Genomic DNA, 17406 nt, shown 5'->3' on the forward strand with positions numbered 1-17406 from the left:
CTCAGTGATCCTCCGGCTGGCGGGCTTGCTGCGCTTGTTGTGCCGCTCGCTCCAGATTGGTTTCGAGCTGACGCTTGCCGGCCTGGTATTGCTTGGGCCATGCCAGGTCGCGATGTCCCAGCCGCGCCGCCTCATGAATGGTCCAGGCGGGATCCGCCAGGTGCGGACGCGCAATCGCGCACAGGTCCGCACGGCCGGCGGCGATGATGCTGTCGACGTGGTCCGCCTCGAAGATCGCGCCGACGGCAATCGTGGCGATGCCGGCTTCGTTGCGGATACGGTCGGCAAACGGCGTCTGGTACATGCGCCCATAGACCGGCGCCTGGTCCGGGCTCACCTGCCCGGAGGAGCAGTCGATCATGTCGGCGCCGGCTGCCTTGAAGGCGCGCGCGATCTCGATCGCGTCGTCGGGCGTGATGCCGCCTTCGACCCAGTCATGGGCCGAGATCCGCACGGACATCGGGCGCTCCTGCGGCCATACGGCGCGCACGGCAGCGAAGACTTCGAGCGGGTAGCGCAGCCGCGCCGCCAGCGAGCCGCCGTATTCGTCCGTGCGCTGGTTGGTCAGCGGCGAGATAAAGCTGGAGAGCAGGTAGCCATGGGCACAGTGCAGTTCCAGCCAGTCGAACCCGGCTTCGGCAGCACGCCGCGCGCTGTCCACGAAATCATCGCGCACGGCATCCATGTCGGCGCGGCTCATCTCGCGCGGTACTTGCGACACGCCCGGCATGTACGGCAACGGCGAGGCCGACATCACCGGCCAGTTGCCGCTGGCGAGCGGATAGTCCATCTGTTCCCAGCCAAGCTGGGTCGAGCCCTTGCGTCCGGCATGGCCGATCTGCATGGCGATGCGCGCGTCGCTGTTGGCGTGCACGAAGTCGACAATGCGGCGCCAGGCGTCGCGCTGCGCGTCGTTCCACAAACCCGGGCAGCCCGGGGTGATGCGCGCATCCGGCGAGGTGCAGGTCATCTCCGCCACCACCATGCCCGCGCCGCCGAGCGCACGCGCGCCCAGGTGCGTCAGGTGGAAGTCGCCCGGCACGCCGTCCTCGCAGGAGTACATGGCCATCGGCGACACCACCACGCGGTTCTTCAAGGTGACGTTGCGCACGCGGAACGGCGTGAACATCGGCGGCACTGCGCGGGCCTGTGCCGCCTGCGCGGCGCTGGTGACATTGGCGACGTTGGCAGCCGCCTGCCCCGCCAGCCAGCGCTCGAAGCCCTCGACGTAGCCGGGATCCCGCACGCGCAGGTTCTCGTGCGAGATGCGCTGCGAGCGCGTCAGCAGCGAATAGGCGAACTGCTCCGGGGCCATGCCGGCGTAGCGCTCGACATTCTCGAACCACTCGGTGGAGTTGCGCGCGGCATTCTGGATCTTGAGTACCTCGACGCTGCGGGTGGCCTGGTAGCGCTCCAGCGCCTGCGGCAGTATATCGGCGCCGCCGGCGCCGGCATCGCGGATATTGTTGGCCAGGTCGATGGCGTCTTCCAGCGCCAGCTTGGTGCCGGAGCCGATGGAGAAATGCGCGGTATGCGCGGCGTCGCCCATCAGCACCACCGGCACGCGGCGGCCATTGGCCAGCGTATTCCAGCGCACCCAGGTGCCGCAGATCACACGGGGGAAGCGGATCCAGTTGGCGGAACCGCGCAGGTGCGTGGCGTTACTGATCAGTGCGTTGCCGTCCAGGTAGCGTGCGAACAGCCGTTCGCAATAGGCCACGCCCTCTTCCTGGCTCATCTGCTCGATGCCGGCGGCACGCCACACATCTTCGGGCGCCTCGATGATAAACGTCGACGTGTTGTCGTCGAAGCGGTAGGCATGGGCCTGGAACCAGCCGTGCTCGGTTTTTTCAAAGGCAAAGGTGAAGGCGTCGAACAGCTTGCGCGTGCCGAGCCAGACAAAGCGGCACTGGCGGGTATCGATATCGGGCTGGAAGGTCTCGGCATAGCGCCCGCGCACGCGGCTGTTGATGCCATCGGAGGCGATCACGAGGTCGGCCCGGTATTGCTGCGCCAGCGCCTGGTCGTCCGTCACGTCGGTCTCGAACACCAGGTGCACGCCGAGTGCCTCGCAGCGTGCCTGCAGGATATTGAGCAGGCGCTTGCGGCCGATGCCGATAAAGCCATGCCCGCCGGAGCGCAGGGTGCGCCCGCCGATATGGATGTCGATATCGTCCCAGTGGTTGAACGCCGCGTTGATCTGCTCCGCGCTGACCGGGTCGGCCTGCCTGAGGTTGTCCATGGTAGCGTCGGAGAACACCACGCCCCAGCCGAAGGTGTCATAGGGGCGGTTGCGTTCCACCACGTAGACCTCGTTGGATGGGTCCCGCAGCTTCATCAGCAAGCCGAAGTACAGGCCCGAGGGGCCGCCGCCAATACACAGCACTCGCATTTTTTCGTCTCCTGCGTGCCGGTCCGCCCCTTGGGATTCTGAGTTCCAGGAGAGCCGTGCGGCACATGCGATGCGCGGGAGCGCATCTAGATCATGCTTAAATATTTGATGCTTAAAATATTAGTCCGCATGCACACCCCTGGCAAGCACAATCTTTTGCGCAGTGCAGCGCCCGCCGGAGGGCGGGCGCCTCTGCCTTCAGCCTTGCATCGCCGCCTGCAGTTGCGCGAGTGCGGTGGGATCCTCAATCGTGGTCAGATCGCCCGGGTCGCGCCCTTCCGCCACCGCCTGCATGGCGCGGCGCAGCAGCTTGCCGGAGCGCGTCTTGGGCAGCACATTGACAAAGAACACGCGCGCCGGGCGCGCCACCGCGCCCAGTTGCTGGTCCACCGTTTTCATCACATCGCCCTCCAGCGCCAGCCGATCGGCCTGGGTAGCGGTACGGGCCGCGTCGCGCACGATGACAAAGGCCATTGCCACCTGGCCCTTGAGCGCATCGTGCACGCCCACCACAGCTACCTCGGCCACCGCCGGGTGCGATGAAATGCTCTCCTCGATCTCGCGCGTGCCCAGGCGGTGGCCCGCCACATTGATCACATCGTCGGTACGGCCGAGGATAAAGATATAGCCATCCTCGTCCTGCACGCCCCAGTCGAACGTGGAATAGCAGCGCCGTCCCGGCACGCTGGACCAATACGTCTTGACGAAGCGTTCGTCGTCGCCCCACACCGTGGTCATGCAGCCCGGCGGCAGCGGCCCGTCGATGGCGACCACGCCCTTCTGCCCCGGCGGGCATTCGGCGCCGGTAGCCTCGTCGACGATCTTCAGGTCGTAGCCGTAGACCGGCACGCCAGGTGAGCCCAGCTTGGCCGGCAGCGGGTCGATGCCGCGCTGGATGGCAATGATCGGCCAGCCCGTCTCGGTCTGCCAATAGTTGTCCACCACCGGCTTGCCGATGCCCTGCTGGATCCAGCTCGCCGTGGGCTCGTCGAGCGGCTCGCCGGCCAGGAACAGCAGGCGCAGGCTGGACAGGTCGTAGCGCGTGAGCCAGGCGGGATCCTGCTTCTTCAGCACGCGGATGGCGGTGGGCGCGCTGAACATGATGTTGACGCGGTACTGCTCGACCAGTTGCCACAGGATGCCGCCGTCCGGGCGGATCGGCGTGCCCTCGTACATGACCGTAGACATGCCCGCCAGCAGCGGCCCGTAGACGATATAGCTGTGCCCGACCACCCAGCCGATATCGGAACTGGAGAACATGGTGTCGCCAGCCTTGCCGCAGAAGATGTAGGCCATCGAGGCCGCCAGCGCGACCGCGTAGCCGCCGGTATCGCGCTGCACGCCCTTGGGCTTGCCCGTGGTACCGGACGTGTAGAGCACATAGGACGGCTCGCTCGATTCAAGCCACACGCACGGCACGCGCGCCGCGCCCACGCGCTCGCGCCAGGCGCCATAGTCTTCATCGCGGCCGGGCATGAACGTCATCGGGGAAAGCTGGCGATCCACCAGCAACACGCGCTCCGGCTTGTGCGCGGCCAGGTTCACCGCCTCGTCCAGCAACGGCTTGTAGGGCACCACCTTGCCGGCGCGCGAGCCGGCATCCGCGCTGACGATCACGCGCGGCCGCGCATCGTCGATGCGCGCGGCCAGGCTCACCGAGGCAAAGCCGCCGAACACCACGGAATGAATGGCGCCGATGCGCGCGCAGGCCAGCATGGCAAACGCGGCCTCGGGAATCATCGGCATGTAGATCAGCACGCGGTCGCCCTTGACCACGTCCATCTGCTGCAGGATCGCGGCCATGCGGTTGACCTCGTCGTGCAGCTCGGCGTAGCTGTAGGTGCGGTGCTGGCCCGTTTCGGTCGACACGTAGATCAGGGCGGCCTGGTCCGCGCGCTCGGCCAGGTGGCGATCGACAGCGTTGTGGCAAAGGTTGGTGCGGCCGCCGACGAACCACCGGGTGAATGGCGGCCGGCTATCGTCCAGCACGGTGTCGAACGGGGTTTCCCAGTCGATGCGGCAAGCCTGTTCGGCCCAGAAGCCTTCAGGGTCGCTCAACGAGCGGGCGTGCAGGGCACGGGTAGCCGTCATGGCTTGTCTCCTCCGCTTAGATGCGGGTTGTTGGTTTGTTGCTTTGGGGATTTATTGCCGCTAGTTTGCCACCACTGCGGGTGCATGGCAGCCCACGCATGGGCTTGCCGAGGCCGGCGACCGGTTCCTGCAAGTCTGGGTACGCCGCCTTACGCAAGGCTTACCCACGATGCGCCGCACCAAGAAAAAGGGCGTGCCATTGGCACGCCCTTGATCTGGCTCAAACCCATCCCCGCTTCAGCGAGCGTGCGCCTTGGTCTTCGCCGGCCCCGCCGCCGATTTGCCAGCCGGCTTGGCGCTGGCCTTGGCTGCCGAAACGGTTGGCGCGGCCTTGGCCGACGACCTTGCCGCAACCGCGGCGCCCTTGCGCGGCGCCACCTCGACCACCACGCGCTGGCGTGGCGCGGCACGGCCCTTGGCAGACCCCCGCACCGCCTCGGCCCGCACCGGGACCGGCGCGGAAGCGCTGGGCGCCGGGTCGGGCGCGCTGGCGAAGCGGGCCGCCGAGCGCGCCGGCACCATCAGCACCAGGCTCTGCCCCGCCACCAGCTTGGTGCCGGAGAGCTTGTTCCAGGACTGCACCTGGCCAGCCGACACGCCATAGCGATGCGCAAGCGTTACCACCGTATCGCGCCGCCCAGCCCGCACCACCACGCGACGTGCGTCCGGCACATCCGGCTCCATGGCCATCGTGGCGCTTTCAGCCAGCGTGGCGCTGATGTCCTGGTTGCGATCTTCGGAGCGCGGCACTACGACGGTCGAGCCGGCCTTCAGCCGCATGCCCTTGGGAATGCGGTTGATCTCGCGAATCGTGTCCGCGTCGATATTCAGCCGCGCTGCCAGCGCCTCGATGCGCTCGCGGTTATCCACCGTCACCGCCGTCCAGCTCGACAGGCCGCCCCGGTAGGTGTTCAGGTTGTACTGGAAGCGCTCGGCGTTATCGAAAGGCAGCAGGATCTGCGGATTTGCCGCGCCCAGGATCACCGGCCGGTTGAAGGACGGGTTGAGCGCCTTGAACTCGTCGAGCGGCAGGTTGGCGAGCTTGGCCGCCAGCTTGACGTCGATGTCGCGCGAGGTGGTCACCGTGACAAAGTACGGGTGGTCGGGAATATCCGGCAGCTTCACCCCGTACACCTGGGGATTGGCGATGATGTTCTTGACCGCCTGCAGCTTGGGCACGTAGTAGCGCGTCTCGTTGGGCATGTTCAAGCTGGCGTAGTCGGTCGGCAGCCCGCGCGCCTGGTTGCGCGCGATGGCGCGCGAGACCGCGCCCTCGCCCCAGTTGTACGCCGCCAGCGCCAGTTGCCAGTCGCCGAACATGTCGTACAGCCGCGCCAGGTAATCCAGCGCCGCATCCGTCGAGGCCAGCACATCGCGCCGCTCGTCGCGGAACATGTTCTGCTTCAGGTTGTAGCTCTTGCCGGTGCTGGGAATGAACTGCCACATGCCGGCCGCCTTGGCGGTGGACTCGGCCTGCGGGTTGAATGCGCTCTCCACGAAGGGCAGCAGCGCCAGCTCCGTAGGCATCTTGCGGCGCTCCAGCTCCTCCACGATGTGATAGAGGTAGCGGCTTGAGCGCCCCACCATCCGTTCCATGTATTCCGGGCGCTGCGCGTACCACTGCGTGCGATCGTCAACCAGCGTGCCTTCCAGGTCCGGCATGCCAAAGCCGCGGCGGATGCGGTCCCAGATGTCGCTCGACGGCCCGCGCAGCCAGTCCAGGCTGTCGCGGTCCATGTTGATGACGGCTGCGCTGTTGATCGAATTGAGCGGGTCGGGCTTGGAAATCGCAGGTTTGGAAGCGGAGGCGGTCGCAGCGGCGCCATCGGCGCCATCAGGCGGGGTGGGCGTGCTGGCACACGCTGCAAGCAGCGCGGCACACGCAACTACCGCCAGTAATCGACCAATTTTCATTAAGTTCTCAAATCGTGACGCTAAAAATTTGCCTGATGCTAAGAAAAAGCGGCTTTCGCGTCAATGAAATTCTCCCTGCCGCGGCGCTGGGCCGAGGCCGGCAGGGACGTATCGGGCACGGGAAAACAGCCGTCCCGGCAAGGCGCGCCCAAGGCTGGCGGGCGCACCGAGGGCAGTCGGGCCAATCAGGATTCAGCGGAAATTATCTTTCCAGCCGCGCAGCGCGCCAAAGGCCGCCGCGTCATTGCCGGCCACCCCGCCGGCGTGGGCCGCCACCGCCTGGCGCACCGCGGGCACGCGCGAGCGCAGGAAGGGATTGACCTCGCGCTCCTGCCCGATGGTGGTCGGCACGGTCGGCGTGCCGACCGCGCGCAATGCATCCACGCGCGCCTCCCAGGCTGCCAGTTCGGCATTATCCGGCTCCACCGCGCGGGCGAACCGCACGTTGCTGCGGGTGTACTCGTGGGCGCAATACACCCGGGTGGCGCCGGGCAGCGCCGCCAGCTTGTCGAGCGAGGCCAGCATCTGCGCCGGCGAGCCCTCGAACAGGCGGCCGCAGCCGCTGGCAAACAGCGTATCGCCGCAGAACACCGCCGGGCCTGCGCCCGCCAGGTCCGCCACATACGCGACGTGGCCGGCGGTATGGCCCGGCACGTCGAGCACCTTCAGTTGCAGCGCAGGGTGCGCCACGTCCACGGTGTCACCTTCCCGCACCGCCAAAGTGCGAGCGCCGATGCGTTCACCGGCCGGTCCGATGACGGGCAACGGGGCGCCATCCGGCGCGGTGGGATGCGCCGCCAGCAACCCGGCCACCCCGCCCTGGTGATCGCCGTGGTGGTGGGTGATTACAATAGCGCCCAGCGTCAGCCCCTCGCGTGCCAGGAAGGCTTCGACCGGCGCGGCTTCGCCCGGGTCGACCACGGCGGCCCAGTGACCGTCGTGGATTGCCCAGATATAGTTATCCTGGAATGCGGGAATCGGCTCCACCTTCAACATGCGTGCTCCTATGTCCAAGCGTCCGATTATAAATTGGGAAGACTGGCTTGCCTCGCCTCCCGGGCAATACATGCTCCAGTGGGAGCAGGCACAGTACGACCGGACCGTGGTGGATATCTTCGGCTACCACGCGGTGCAGCTCGGCCTGCCGCACATCGACACCCTGCGCGAGAACCGCATGCCGTTCTCCGCACTGGCCCTTGCCCCCGGCAACGGGCCCCATGGCCCACGAGCCCAGGCCGATTCGCGCCAGTTGCTGTGCCGCTTCGACGAACTGCCGTTCGAGACGCAAAGCATCGACCTGATCACCCTGCCCCATATCCTGGAATTTTCGGAAGACCCGCACGAGGTGCTGCGCGAAGTGTCCCGCGTGCTGATGCCGGAAGGCCGGGTGGTGGTGACCTGCTTCAACCCCATGAGCCTGTGGGGCGCCCGCCAGGGCCTCAAGCGGCTCGGCGCCGACCCCTTCCTGCCCAACGACAGCCAGTCCATCGGCTTCGTGCGCATCAAGGACTGGCTCAAACTCCTGGGTTTCGATATTATCCGCGGCCGGTTCGGCTGCTATTGCCCGCCGTACCACACGGAACGCTGGCTGCAGCGCGCCGCCTTCATGGAGAAGGCCGGCGACCGCTGGTGGCCGATCTTCGGTTCAGTCTATATGATCTCGGCGGTCAAGCGCGTGCGCAATATCCGCCTGGTCGGCCCCGCCTGGAAGAGCGCCAAGGCCGCGCTGTCGCCAGTCGCCGCGCCGGTGGCGACGCCCACGGGCACCCACGGCAAATCCCCCGGCGACGAGCATTAAGCGCCATCAAGCGCTGCCGCACCCCAATCACCCCGGGTGGCCCCGCCGCATCGCGGTGCCACCCTTAGCTTAGCCAATACCCAATGGAACCCAGCGAAATCGAAGACGTCATCATCTACTCGGACGGCGCCTGCAAAGGCAACCCCGGGCGCGGCGGTTGGGGCGCCGTACTGGTCTGCGGCACCAACGAGAAAGAACTGTTCGGCGGCGAAGCCCTCACCACCAACAACCGCATGGAAATGACCGCCGTGATCGAGGCCCTGCGCGCGCTCAAGCGCCGCTGCCGGATCAAGGTCTACACCGACTCGCAATACGTGCAAAAGGGCATCGGCGAATGGCTGCCGGGTTGGAAGGCACGCGGATGGAAGACCGCCGAGAAGAAACCGGTGAAGAACGCCGACCTCTGGCAGGAAATGGACAAGCTGGCCCAGCAGCACGACATTACCTGGCACTGGGTGCGTGGCCACAACGGCCACCCCGGCAACGAACGCGCCGACGCCCTCGCCAACCGCGGCGTCGACTCGCTCAAGGGATAAAGCCGGCCCATACCGACCCACACCGGCCCGACTCCCCCGCCCCACCGGTTAGAATGCCCGCCATGCGACAGATCGTTCTCGACACAGAAACCACCGGCCTGAGCGCCGCCACCGGCGACCGCCTGATTGAAATCGGCTGCGTGGAGCTGCTCAATCGCCGCCTCACGGGCAGGCATCTGCACTTCTACGTCAACCCGGAACGCGATATCGACGAAGGCGCGATCGCGGTGCACGGCATCACCGTGGACTTCCTGGCCGACAAGCCCAAGTTTGCGCAGGTGGTCAACGAGATCCGGGACTTCGTCCAGGACGCCGAACTGATCATCCACAACGCGCCCTTCGACCTTGGCTTCCTGGACATGGAGTTCAAGCTGGTCGGGTTGCCGCCGTTCCGCGAGCACGCCGGCAATGTGATCGACACCCTGCGCGAAGCCCGCCAGATGTTCCCCGGCAAGCGCAACTCGCTCGACGCCCTGTGCGACCGCCTCGGCGTCAGCAACGCCCACCGTACCCTGCACGGCGCATTGCTCGATGCGGAGCTGCTGGCCGAGGTCTACCTCGCCATGACGCGCGGCCAGAACTCGCTGGTGATCGACATGCTCGACGGCGGCGGCGCCGAGAGCGACGCAGTGGCCGCCACCGACCTCTCCCGCCTCGACCTGCCCGTGCTGATGGCCAGCGAGGAAGAAGCCACCGCCCACCTGGCGGTGCTCAAGCAGCTGGAAAAGGCGAGCGGCGGCAAGGTCGTATGGAAGGAAGCACCGCCGGCGAGCGAAGCGGCATAAACGGCATAGGCGGCATAAGCCGACCGAAAGTAGCCCGATGGGATTTTTTGCAGAAATTTCCAGGAAGGGCTTTACAAGATACAACGGCGCTGACATAATCTTGTTTCTCTGCAGCACGGCAGCAACAGCGCAGCAGCAGGGGTGGTTAGCTCAGCGGTAGAGCACTGCCTTCACACGGCAGGGGTCACAGGTTCAATCCCTGTACCACCCACCAAATTAGTGGCTAGCAACTGCCTACGTTGCCAAGAAACCCAGACAGCGAAAGCTCTCTGGGTTTTTTGTTGTCTGGCGTTGGCCAACGCACGCCATCGATACCCAACATCCCTGCCCTGGCACAGAGCGAGATCCGGTGGCCCAGGCTGGGGGGCCGGCTCAGCCAATCATTTGCCCAGCCATTGCGGGAAATACTGCGTTACATCTCCACTCGGGCAAGGCGTCATCCCGCCCCGTTTCCCTGGCGTTAGTTGGACATGTTCGGCACTAGCCGCCGGACATCATCAACCAAGGGGAGCGTCGCAATGTTTGCTAAGAAGATTCTGGGTAGCGTGGCAGTCGCGGTTTTTGCAGCCAGCCTCGCTGGAGGCGCAATGGCCAACGAGAAGGATTCGCGCTGGGAAAGAAACCATCCCCGCCGCGAGCAGGTCAATAACCGCCTCGCCAACCAAAACAAGCGCATCCACCAGGAGGTCAAGGAAGGCGAGCTGACCCACCGCCAGGCCGCCGCGCTGCACCATCGAGATGGTCAGATCCGCCAGGAAGAACGCATCATGGCAAGCCAGAATGGCGGGCATATCACGCAGCAGGAACAGCGAACGCTCAACCACCAGGAAAATGCAGTCAGCAGGAAAATCGGTCAATGACTGGTGCCTTGCTGGAATAGGCAGAAGGGGCTTCGGCCCCTTTTGCTTCCTTTTGCTTCCTTTTGCCTCATTTGGCGCTGACTACGCCTTGTATCCTGGCAGGCCGACAGCCAGTTTGCCTTTTGCTAGCGTGAGGGCTCGCTGGACCGCCGCGTGGAAGTCAGCGCTCAGGTCTTCGACGGCGATGGAGCGGCGAAAGAAGTCCGCCCACACGAACTCCGCAAAGGCGGTGGGCGTCTTGGTATAGCCACCAGCGTCTCGCACATACCCGGCCAGCGACCGATACGGATCGTCGACCAGTTTCTCCAGGTGATTGGGAACCGCAGCGTAGTAGTGCCTCACGCCGTGTTCGTCCAGGGGATGAACCCATAGGTTCTTGTCCATCTCTGCCCAGAAATCGTCCTGCGCGCAAGCCGACAGATCCGCCTCCACGGTGAAAAAGCCGGTGGTGACGCCAGCTTCCAGGGCAGCCCGCCCAAGATGATGGTGATCGGTGATGTAAAGCTTGCCGCCTGGCCCGCTCACCGCCGGGATAGGGTGGGCCTGCAGGAATTCGCGCTGCTCGGCAGGCTTTAGCGAGGCCAGGTGTTTCTTCTTGTCCTGTACTTCGATCATGCCGACCGTTAGCTGCGTCGGGTGGAGTTGATGAATCAAGGATTCGCGCACAGTTGGCATGTTGCCCTCCTCGTCATTTTTCTGCACAAGACAAGATTAGCAGGCATATCGCCCACAATCGGAAAGAATAAGGGATGGGTGCCCGCAAGGCAGTCAAGCCGCAGTCAAGCGGCAGTCAAGCCGGATGGGGGTTTCGCCTGGGCGTCAGGTGCGCCGGTAGGGCCGGCGGCAACGCCGGACAGGCGCCCCCCGTGCCCTAGGTTCACGAGGAAAGATTGTCCGGATTGCGAACGTGTACACCCCGACGATCAGCAGGGCAACGATAAGCAGGGTGAGGAACGGCATGACGGGCTCCGATGGGGCCTGCTCCAACGCTTATCGACCATGGCCGCCACCATGACCACCACCTTCATGACCGCCGCCATGCCCCTCGCCGTGCCCCTCGCCGTGCCCCTCGCCATGCCCGCCACCGTGGCCGCCATGATCACCATGGCCTTCATGGCCTCCATGGCCTTCGCCGCCACGACCGTGGTGACCTTCACCGCCGTGACCACCGCCATGGAAGAACACGGCACCGCCCCCATAAAATCCAGGCCACCAGTCGTAGTCGTAGTAGGGGCCATAGGGGTAAGCGGGATAGTAAGCGCCGTAAGGATAAGTGTCTTCGGCCGGATAGCCGTAGCCATAGCCGTCATAAGCAGGCACTGCCGCGCACCCGGCCAGCGCTATGGCCGCACCGATTGTGAGGCTTCTGATACATGTGCTCATCGCCAATTCCTGACGCGTTCGTGTAGTTAGACACGAATTTCCAGTGCACATTCCAGGTCCCTGCCCGGTTCAATGCCGGATTGGCTCGGCACGCGCAAGGCGCGGCGCTTGCCCGTTACTCCCAGGCGTCCAGCCGATGGCACTGGTCAGGCCAGCGCCCTACAAATTAACCACCACTCCACCTTCCGACGGCCGATAGTCGAGCAAGCGGGAGAGCTCTCCCGCAGCACTCCTCACCTGCTCCACCATGCCATCGAGCCGCTCCGGATCGATCCGCGAAGCCGGGATCGTGGCGCCGAGCGCCGCCACTACCTTGCCGCTGCGGTCACGCACCGGCGCGGCGATGGTCGAGATGCTGGTTTCGAAGAAGCCTTCCTGCAGCACGTAGCCACGCTGGCGGTCGCGCTGGACCATGTCGAACAACGCTTCAACGGTCTTGGGTGTGCTCTCCGAGAAGACTTCCAGCTGCGGCTCGGGATAGAGTTCGCGCAGTTCGGCCAGCGTCAGGTCTTCAAGCAGCACGCGGCCTAGCACGGTGGCGTGCGCCGGCAGGCGGGTGCCGACGTTGACCGAGCTGGCGAACGGCGTCGGCGCCACGGACTTGGCCACGTAGACGATGGAGCGGCCGTCCCGCACCACCAGGTTGCACGGGTAGTTGATTGCGTCGCGCAGCCGGTCCAGCAGCGGCCGGCCGAGTTCGGTCAGCTCCAGCGAGGCGAGGTAGTCGAAGCCAAGGCGCAGTACCGCCATGCCAAGCCGGAATTCGCGGCCGCCATCGGTGCGCTCGACAAAGCCCATCATCTCCAGCGTGGTCAGCAGGCGAAACACGGTTGAGCGCGGGACCTGCAGCCGGCGTGCCAGTTCGGCGGCCGACAGGGTCCGCTCGTTGCGGCTGAACTCGCCCAGCAGGCGCAGGCCGCGTTCAAGCCCCGGCACGATGTACTTGTCCTGGAGATCGGTAGGCTCGAGGGCATCTGTCATGGTGATATCTCTGCGAATGAGTGCTTTGGCTTGCTATATGGTAACGGCTTTGGCTTCGGCCCTACCCTGCGGCCCGTCCGGTGCGCATGGCGCACCTTGCATCCCGAAGCGCCGCCCGCGACTGTCCGATATAACACGCCCTGCGACTATCCTCCAGCACTTCCATCACCGAAGCCGTGCATGCTCACTTCAGATAGTCGCGCAGCCAGGCCGCGCACTCGCCCGCGTGCTGTGCCGGCCAGCGCACGGTAATGGTGGCATTGGGCTGGCGCACTTCGATGCAGATATCCGTGAGCGGGCCCCTGTCCAGGGCGGCCGCGGGCGCGAACAAGCGCGACCACCAGCCTGCGCTGCGATTCGGGCTGGCTTGCACGGCGTGAGCCGGGATGACGGCCGGGCGAGCGGGAGTCGCCTCGATGGCGGGAGCGGGCGCAGCGGCCGCCGCCTCTGCCGCCGCCTCTGCCGCCGCCTCTGCCGCCGCCTCTGCCACCGTTTCCGCCACGGCGGGCGCTGCGGCCTGCGCCGCCTCGGCAGGCGCCACCAGCCGCGCCGACAGATTCGTACCGAACTCCTCCCACATCCGGTCCGCCTTGGTCTTCATCACGCTCAGGCCGAACGTGCCAAGGCGGCCCAGCACATCCACGTTGATCTTCATGCGCAGCTCGGTCTGGCCGTCCGGCAGCCCGGTCAGGAAAATCTCGCTGGACTGCTTGAGCGAACTGGCCACGGAGGCATCCCCGCCCGTGCCTTCGCTGCGCAGGTAGTTGGGCGCGCGCATCTCCACGATATGGGTCTTGATCTTGAAGCGCGCGCTGACAAAGGCGATCTTGACCTGGATGTGCGAGATGTACTCCACATCGCTGACCACTTCGATCGACTGCATGCCCGGCACGCAGCCGCCCATCACGTTGGGATCGAGCAGCAGTGCCCACACTTGCGCCGGCGCTGCGCCGACGACCAGGGTTTTTTCAATTTCCACGCATCTTCTCCGCGGCGCACAGAATGGATTCGACAATGCCGACGTAACCGGTGCAGCGGCACAGGTTGCCGTTCAGGCCGGCACGGACTTCCTCTTCCGTAGGGTTGGGGTTGTGCGCCAGCATGGCGCAGGAGGTCATCAGGAAGCCTGGGGTGCAGTAGCCGCACTGCAGGCCGCCGCACTCCATGAAACTCTGCTGCAGCGGGTGCAGCTCGCCACCGGCGCCGAGGCCTTCGACGGTGGTGACGTCGCGCCCGCGCACCTGCACGGCCAGCATCAGGCAGGACTTCACGACTTCGCCGTCCACCAGCACGGAGCAGGCGCCGCAGATGCCGGTCTCGCAGCCGCGCTTGGTGCCGGTCAGGTTCAGGTCGTCGCGCAGCAGGTCCGACAGCAGGCGCCGCGCGGGCGCTTCCACGCTGTGCGCTTCGCCGTTGACGGTGAGTTCGATGTTGATCTTTTGCATGGGAATTCCTTAGTCCGCTGCCAGCCCGAACAGCGTGGCAATGCTTCGCCGCGCCACGGCCCTGACCATCTCGCGGCGATAGTCCGCGTTGCCGCGCATGTCGGAAACGGGGTCGATGTCGGCGGCGACGATGTCCGCGGCTTCAGCCGCCACATCCGGCGTGACGGCCTTGCCCGCGAGGAACGCTTCGGCACGCCGCAGGCGCGCCGGAATCGGCGTGGATGCGCCGACCGCAAGACGCGCCTCGATACATGTGACGCCAGCCCTGCGCGCCAGCAGCGCCACGCTGGCCAGCGGACGGTGCTCGGCGGCCGTGCGCAGGAAACGCGCGTAGTGGCCAACCGCATCCGGCGCCGGCGCGGGAATGCGGATCTCGGTCACGATCTCATCGGGGTCGAGCGCCGTGGTGTAGTAGTCGACCAGGAACGCTTCCATCTCCAGCACGCGCTCGCCGTTCCTGCCGGCGAGCACCACCTGCGCCTGCAGCGCCATCAGGCAGCCCGGCGGATCGGTGGCCGGATCGGCATAGCAAAGATTGCCGCCGATCGTGCCCTGGTTGCGCACCTGCGGATTGGCCACGCGCCCTGCCATGCTGGCCAGCATCGGGTAATGCGCCTGCACCAGCGGCGAACGCGCCACCTGTGCATGCAAGGCCAGCGCGCCGATGCGCAAGCCGGTGCGCGGATCGAACTCGATCTTGCGCAGCGCATCGAGTTGGCCGAGCGATACCAGATGGGTGGGCGTGAGCATGCGCTGACGCATGCCGAGCATCAGCGCGGTGCCGCCGGCGATCACCCGGCACTCGTCGCCCAGGTCGGCCAGCATGCGGCTGGCTTCCTGCACCGAGCCCGGCTCCAGAAATTCGAAATTACGCATGGTGCGCCTCCTGTTCCTTGCGCTCGCGCAGCGCGGCCAGCACCTTCTCGGGCGTGATGGGCAACGAGGTGATGCGCACGCCGATGGCGTCGTAGACCGCATTGGCGATGGCAGCCGCGCCGGGCAGGATCGCGGTTTCGCTGGCACCCTTGGCGCCGTAGGGCCCGTTAGGCTCAACGGACTCGACCACATCCGTGCGCAGCGCGGGCACGGCATCGGCGGTCGGCATGGTGTAGTCGGCAAAGTTGCCGTTCAGGATGCGGCCGTCTTCGACCTGCACATGCTCGTACAGGGTCCAGCCGATCGCCTGCACGGTGGCGCCATGCGTCTGGCCGTGCACCGCCAGCGGGTTGATGGCCTTGCCGCAGTCGTCCGACACGAAGCTGTCGATCAGCGTGACCTGCCCGGTGACCGTATCCACCTCCACTTCGACGGCCTGCGCCGCGAAGGAATAGGCCGGGGCGATGTTGCCATAGTAGTTGGCATCGTGCATCACGGTGGGCGCGTCATAGGTGGCGCGCACCATCAGCCCCTCGCCGCCGTGGCGGAAGATATGCAGCCGCGCGATCTCGGCGAGCGAGGCACGCTTGGTGTCGTCGTTGCGGGCGCGGATCACGCCATCGCGCAGGTCCAGCTCGTCCTGCGGCACGCCGAGCTTTTTCGCGGCAACGTCCAGCAGCTTCTGCCGGGCCTCGCGCGCGGCGCGCATCACGGCGTTGCCAGAGATGATCGTCACGCGCGACGCCAGCGAGCCGAGGCAGAACGGCGCCACATCGGTATCCGGCGCACTCACGGTGACATGCGACAGGGGAATGCCCAGCTCCTGCGCGCAGATCTGGCTGAGCATGGTGTTGGCGCCCTGCCCCATGTCGCACTCGCTGGTGAGCAGCATGACGCGCCCATCCTCGTTGACCTTGAGCACGATGGTGGAGCCGTCCCAGTTGCCAAGCGTGCGGTTGCCGCTGACGTGCATCGCGGCGGCAATGCCGAGCCCGCGCCGGCGCGTGCCGGTTCGCCGCGAGGCATCGGCGCGGCGCGCATCCCACCGGATCGCTGCGCGCGTTTGCTCCAGGCATTCCACCAGGCCGCTGCTGCCGATTTTCCAGCCATGCACACTGGTGTCGCCGGAGCGGATGGCGTTGCGCTTGTGGACTTCGATGGGATCCATGCCGAGCATCTCGGCCAACATGGTGAGATGGCTGTTCAGCGGAAACTGCATCTGCTGGCCACCAAAGCCGCGGAACGCGCCGCGCGGCGGATTGTTGGTGTAGGCCAGCACCGCGTGGGAACGCACGTTTTCCACGCGGTGCATGTTGTCGCTGCGCATGGCGGTCACGTGCATCACGTCGCCGGCAAGGCCGGCATAGGCGCCGCACTCCGCCACGATATTGACGTCCTTGGCAACGATCATCCCCTGCGCGTCCAGGCCCATCTTGAGCCAGACCCGCGCTGGGACGCTGGAACGCGCGCCAAGGAAGTCCTCGAGCCGGTTGTTGACCAGCCGCACCGGACGGTCCAGCCGCGTGGCCAGCAGGGCGGCGATCAGGCTGTTGCTCTCCTCCACGATCTTGGCGCCAAAGCCGCCGCCGGTGACCGCCTGGATCACGCGGATGGTGGACACCGGCCGGTCCAGCGCTTCGGCCAGCCGCGCGCGCGCCAGGAACACGGATTGCGTCGAGGCCCAGACCGTCAGCCGGCCATTGCCATCCTGCGCGGCCACCGTCGCCATCGGCTCCAGGTAGCCGGGATACTGCGAATGCATGTCGTAGGTGGCCTCGTAGACCACGGCCGCGCGGGCGAAGCCGGCTTCAACGTCGCCCCGCACGATATGCATCTCGTGCGCGATGTTGCGCGTGCCCGGGTGCAGCTGCGCCGCGCCATCGGCCAGCGCCGCATCGGTGCTGAAAATGGCGGGCAGCTCTTCGTACTCCACGCGGATCAGGTCGAGCGCATCGCGCGCGGTTTCCTCGTCCACGGCGACCACCGCGACGACCTCTTCCCCCACGTGGCGGACCACGCCGGCGGCGAGAATGCGCTGCTCCTTGCGATGCGTGCCCCACAGCCGCGACGGCGAGTCCTCGCCGGTCAGCACCAGCTTGACGCCTGGCAACCCGCGCGCCGCCGCTGTGTCGATGCGAACGATGCGGGCATGCGGATACGGGCTGCGCAGCACCTTGGCATGCAGCATGCCGGCCTGCTTGATATCGCCGGCATACACGGCCCTGCCCATCACCTTCTCCCGCGCCGTCACTTGCGGCGTGGAGCTTCCCACTGTCGACGTGCTCATGCCGACCTCCTGCTAGTCTGAAAACCACTGAACACCATGAAGAAGCCGGCAGGCGTTG

15 protein-coding genes and 1 tRNA gene are annotated in these 17406 nt (G+C 66.1%); 5 read left to right on the forward strand and 11 right to left on the reverse strand.

Annotated features, from left to right (window positions below):
* Position 1: 1 nt before the first annotated feature.
* The 4 genes from ACYP5B_RS36375 to gloB all read right to left on the reverse strand — a co-directional run bounded on the left by ACYP5B_RS36375 (position 2) and on the right by gloB (position 7393).
* Positions 2–2392, reverse strand: a complete 2391-nt coding sequence (locus ACYP5B_RS36375) for a bifunctional salicylyl-CoA 5-hydroxylase/oxidoreductase (protein WP_459572847.1) — start codon at positions 2390–2392, stop codon at positions 2–4.
* Between the two features lie 198 nt (positions 2393–2590).
* On the reverse strand, positions 2591–4534 hold the full coding sequence (locus ACYP5B_RS36380) for a propionate--CoA ligase (RefSeq protein WP_400096485.1): 1944 nt from the start codon (positions 4532–4534) through the stop codon (positions 2591–2593).
* 186 nt (positions 4535–4720) lie between these two features.
* Positions 4721–6397 (reverse strand): transglycosylase SLT domain-containing protein, encoded by a 1677-nt coding sequence (locus ACYP5B_RS36385; RefSeq protein WP_459572849.1) that lies wholly within the window; start codon positions 6395–6397, stop codon positions 4721–4723.
* Between the two features lie 192 nt (positions 6398–6589).
* The gene (gloB, locus tag ACYP5B_RS36390; protein WP_400103428.1) at positions 6590–7393 is read right to left on the reverse strand and encodes a hydroxyacylglutathione hydrolase; all 804 of its coding nucleotides are present in this window, start codon (positions 7391–7393) and stop codon (positions 6590–6592) included.
* Between the two features lie 10 nt (positions 7394–7403).
* Between gloB and ACYP5B_RS36395 the strand changes: the two genes are divergently transcribed.
* The 5 genes from ACYP5B_RS36395 to ACYP5B_RS36415 all read left to right on the forward strand — a co-directional run bounded on the left by ACYP5B_RS36395 (position 7404) and on the right by ACYP5B_RS36415 (position 10376).
* Complete coding sequence (locus ACYP5B_RS36395; RefSeq protein WP_318237964.1) at positions 7404–8195, forward strand: methyltransferase domain-containing protein; 792 nt, start codon at positions 7404–7406, stop codon at positions 8193–8195.
* Between the two features lie 98 nt (positions 8196–8293).
* Complete coding sequence (gene rnhA / locus ACYP5B_RS36400) at positions 8294–8731, forward strand: ribonuclease HI (RefSeq protein WP_267606443.1); 438 nt, start codon at positions 8294–8296, stop codon at positions 8729–8731.
* 62 nt (positions 8732–8793) lie between these two features.
* A complete protein-coding gene (gene dnaQ, locus ACYP5B_RS36405) occupies positions 8794–9516 on the forward strand; it encodes a DNA polymerase III subunit epsilon (RefSeq protein ID WP_267603713.1) in 723 nt (240 codons plus the stop codon).
* A 139-nt stretch (positions 9517–9655) separates the two neighbouring features.
* Positions 9656–9730 (forward strand) — tRNA-Val (locus ACYP5B_RS36410).
* A 373-nt stretch (positions 9731–10103) separates the two neighbouring features.
* Complete coding sequence (locus tag ACYP5B_RS36415; protein WP_459572905.1) at positions 10104–10376, forward strand: hypothetical protein; 273 nt, start codon at positions 10104–10106, stop codon at positions 10374–10376.
* Between the two features lie 81 nt (positions 10377–10457).
* Here the strand turns inward: ACYP5B_RS36415 and ACYP5B_RS36420 are convergent, their stop codons facing one another.
* The 7 genes from ACYP5B_RS36420 to ACYP5B_RS36450 form a co-directional block, all read right to left on the reverse strand.
* Positions 10458–11051: a ParB-like protein gene (locus ACYP5B_RS36420; protein ID WP_318237966.1), complete on the reverse strand. Its 594-nt coding sequence runs from the start codon at positions 11049–11051 to the stop codon at positions 10458–10460.
* A 315-nt stretch (positions 11052–11366) separates the two neighbouring features.
* The gene (locus ACYP5B_RS36425; RefSeq protein ID WP_459572850.1) at positions 11367–11759 is read right to left on the reverse strand and encodes a hypothetical protein; all 393 of its coding nucleotides are present in this window, start codon (positions 11757–11759) and stop codon (positions 11367–11369) included.
* A 159-nt stretch (positions 11760–11918) separates the two neighbouring features.
* Entirely contained in the window at positions 11919–12740 is an 822-nt protein-coding gene (locus ACYP5B_RS36430) for an IclR family transcriptional regulator (protein WP_400094046.1), read from the reverse strand.
* 184 nt (positions 12741–12924) lie between these two features.
* Positions 12925–13719, reverse strand: coding sequence for a CoxG family protein (locus ACYP5B_RS36435; protein WP_459572851.1), 795 nt, complete (start codon positions 13717–13719; stop codon positions 12925–12927).
* Positions 13709–14185, reverse strand: a complete 477-nt coding sequence (locus ACYP5B_RS36440) for a (2Fe-2S)-binding protein (protein ID WP_400094043.1) — start codon at positions 14183–14185, stop codon at positions 13709–13711. The genes ACYP5B_RS36435 and ACYP5B_RS36440 overlap by 11 nt, the downstream gene beginning before the upstream one ends.
* A gap of 9 nt (positions 14186–14194) precedes the next feature.
* Entirely contained in the window at positions 14195–15061 is an 867-nt protein-coding gene (locus tag ACYP5B_RS36445) for an FAD binding domain-containing protein (protein ID WP_459572852.1), read from the reverse strand.
* Entirely contained in the window at positions 15054–17348 is a 2295-nt protein-coding gene (locus ACYP5B_RS36450) for a xanthine dehydrogenase family protein molybdopterin-binding subunit (RefSeq protein ID WP_459572853.1), read from the reverse strand. Before ACYP5B_RS36450 ends, ACYP5B_RS36445 begins: the two co-directional genes overlap by 8 nt.
* Positions 17349–17406 lie beyond the last annotated feature (58 nt).

The organism is Cupriavidus sp. 8B, assembly GCF_054589115.1.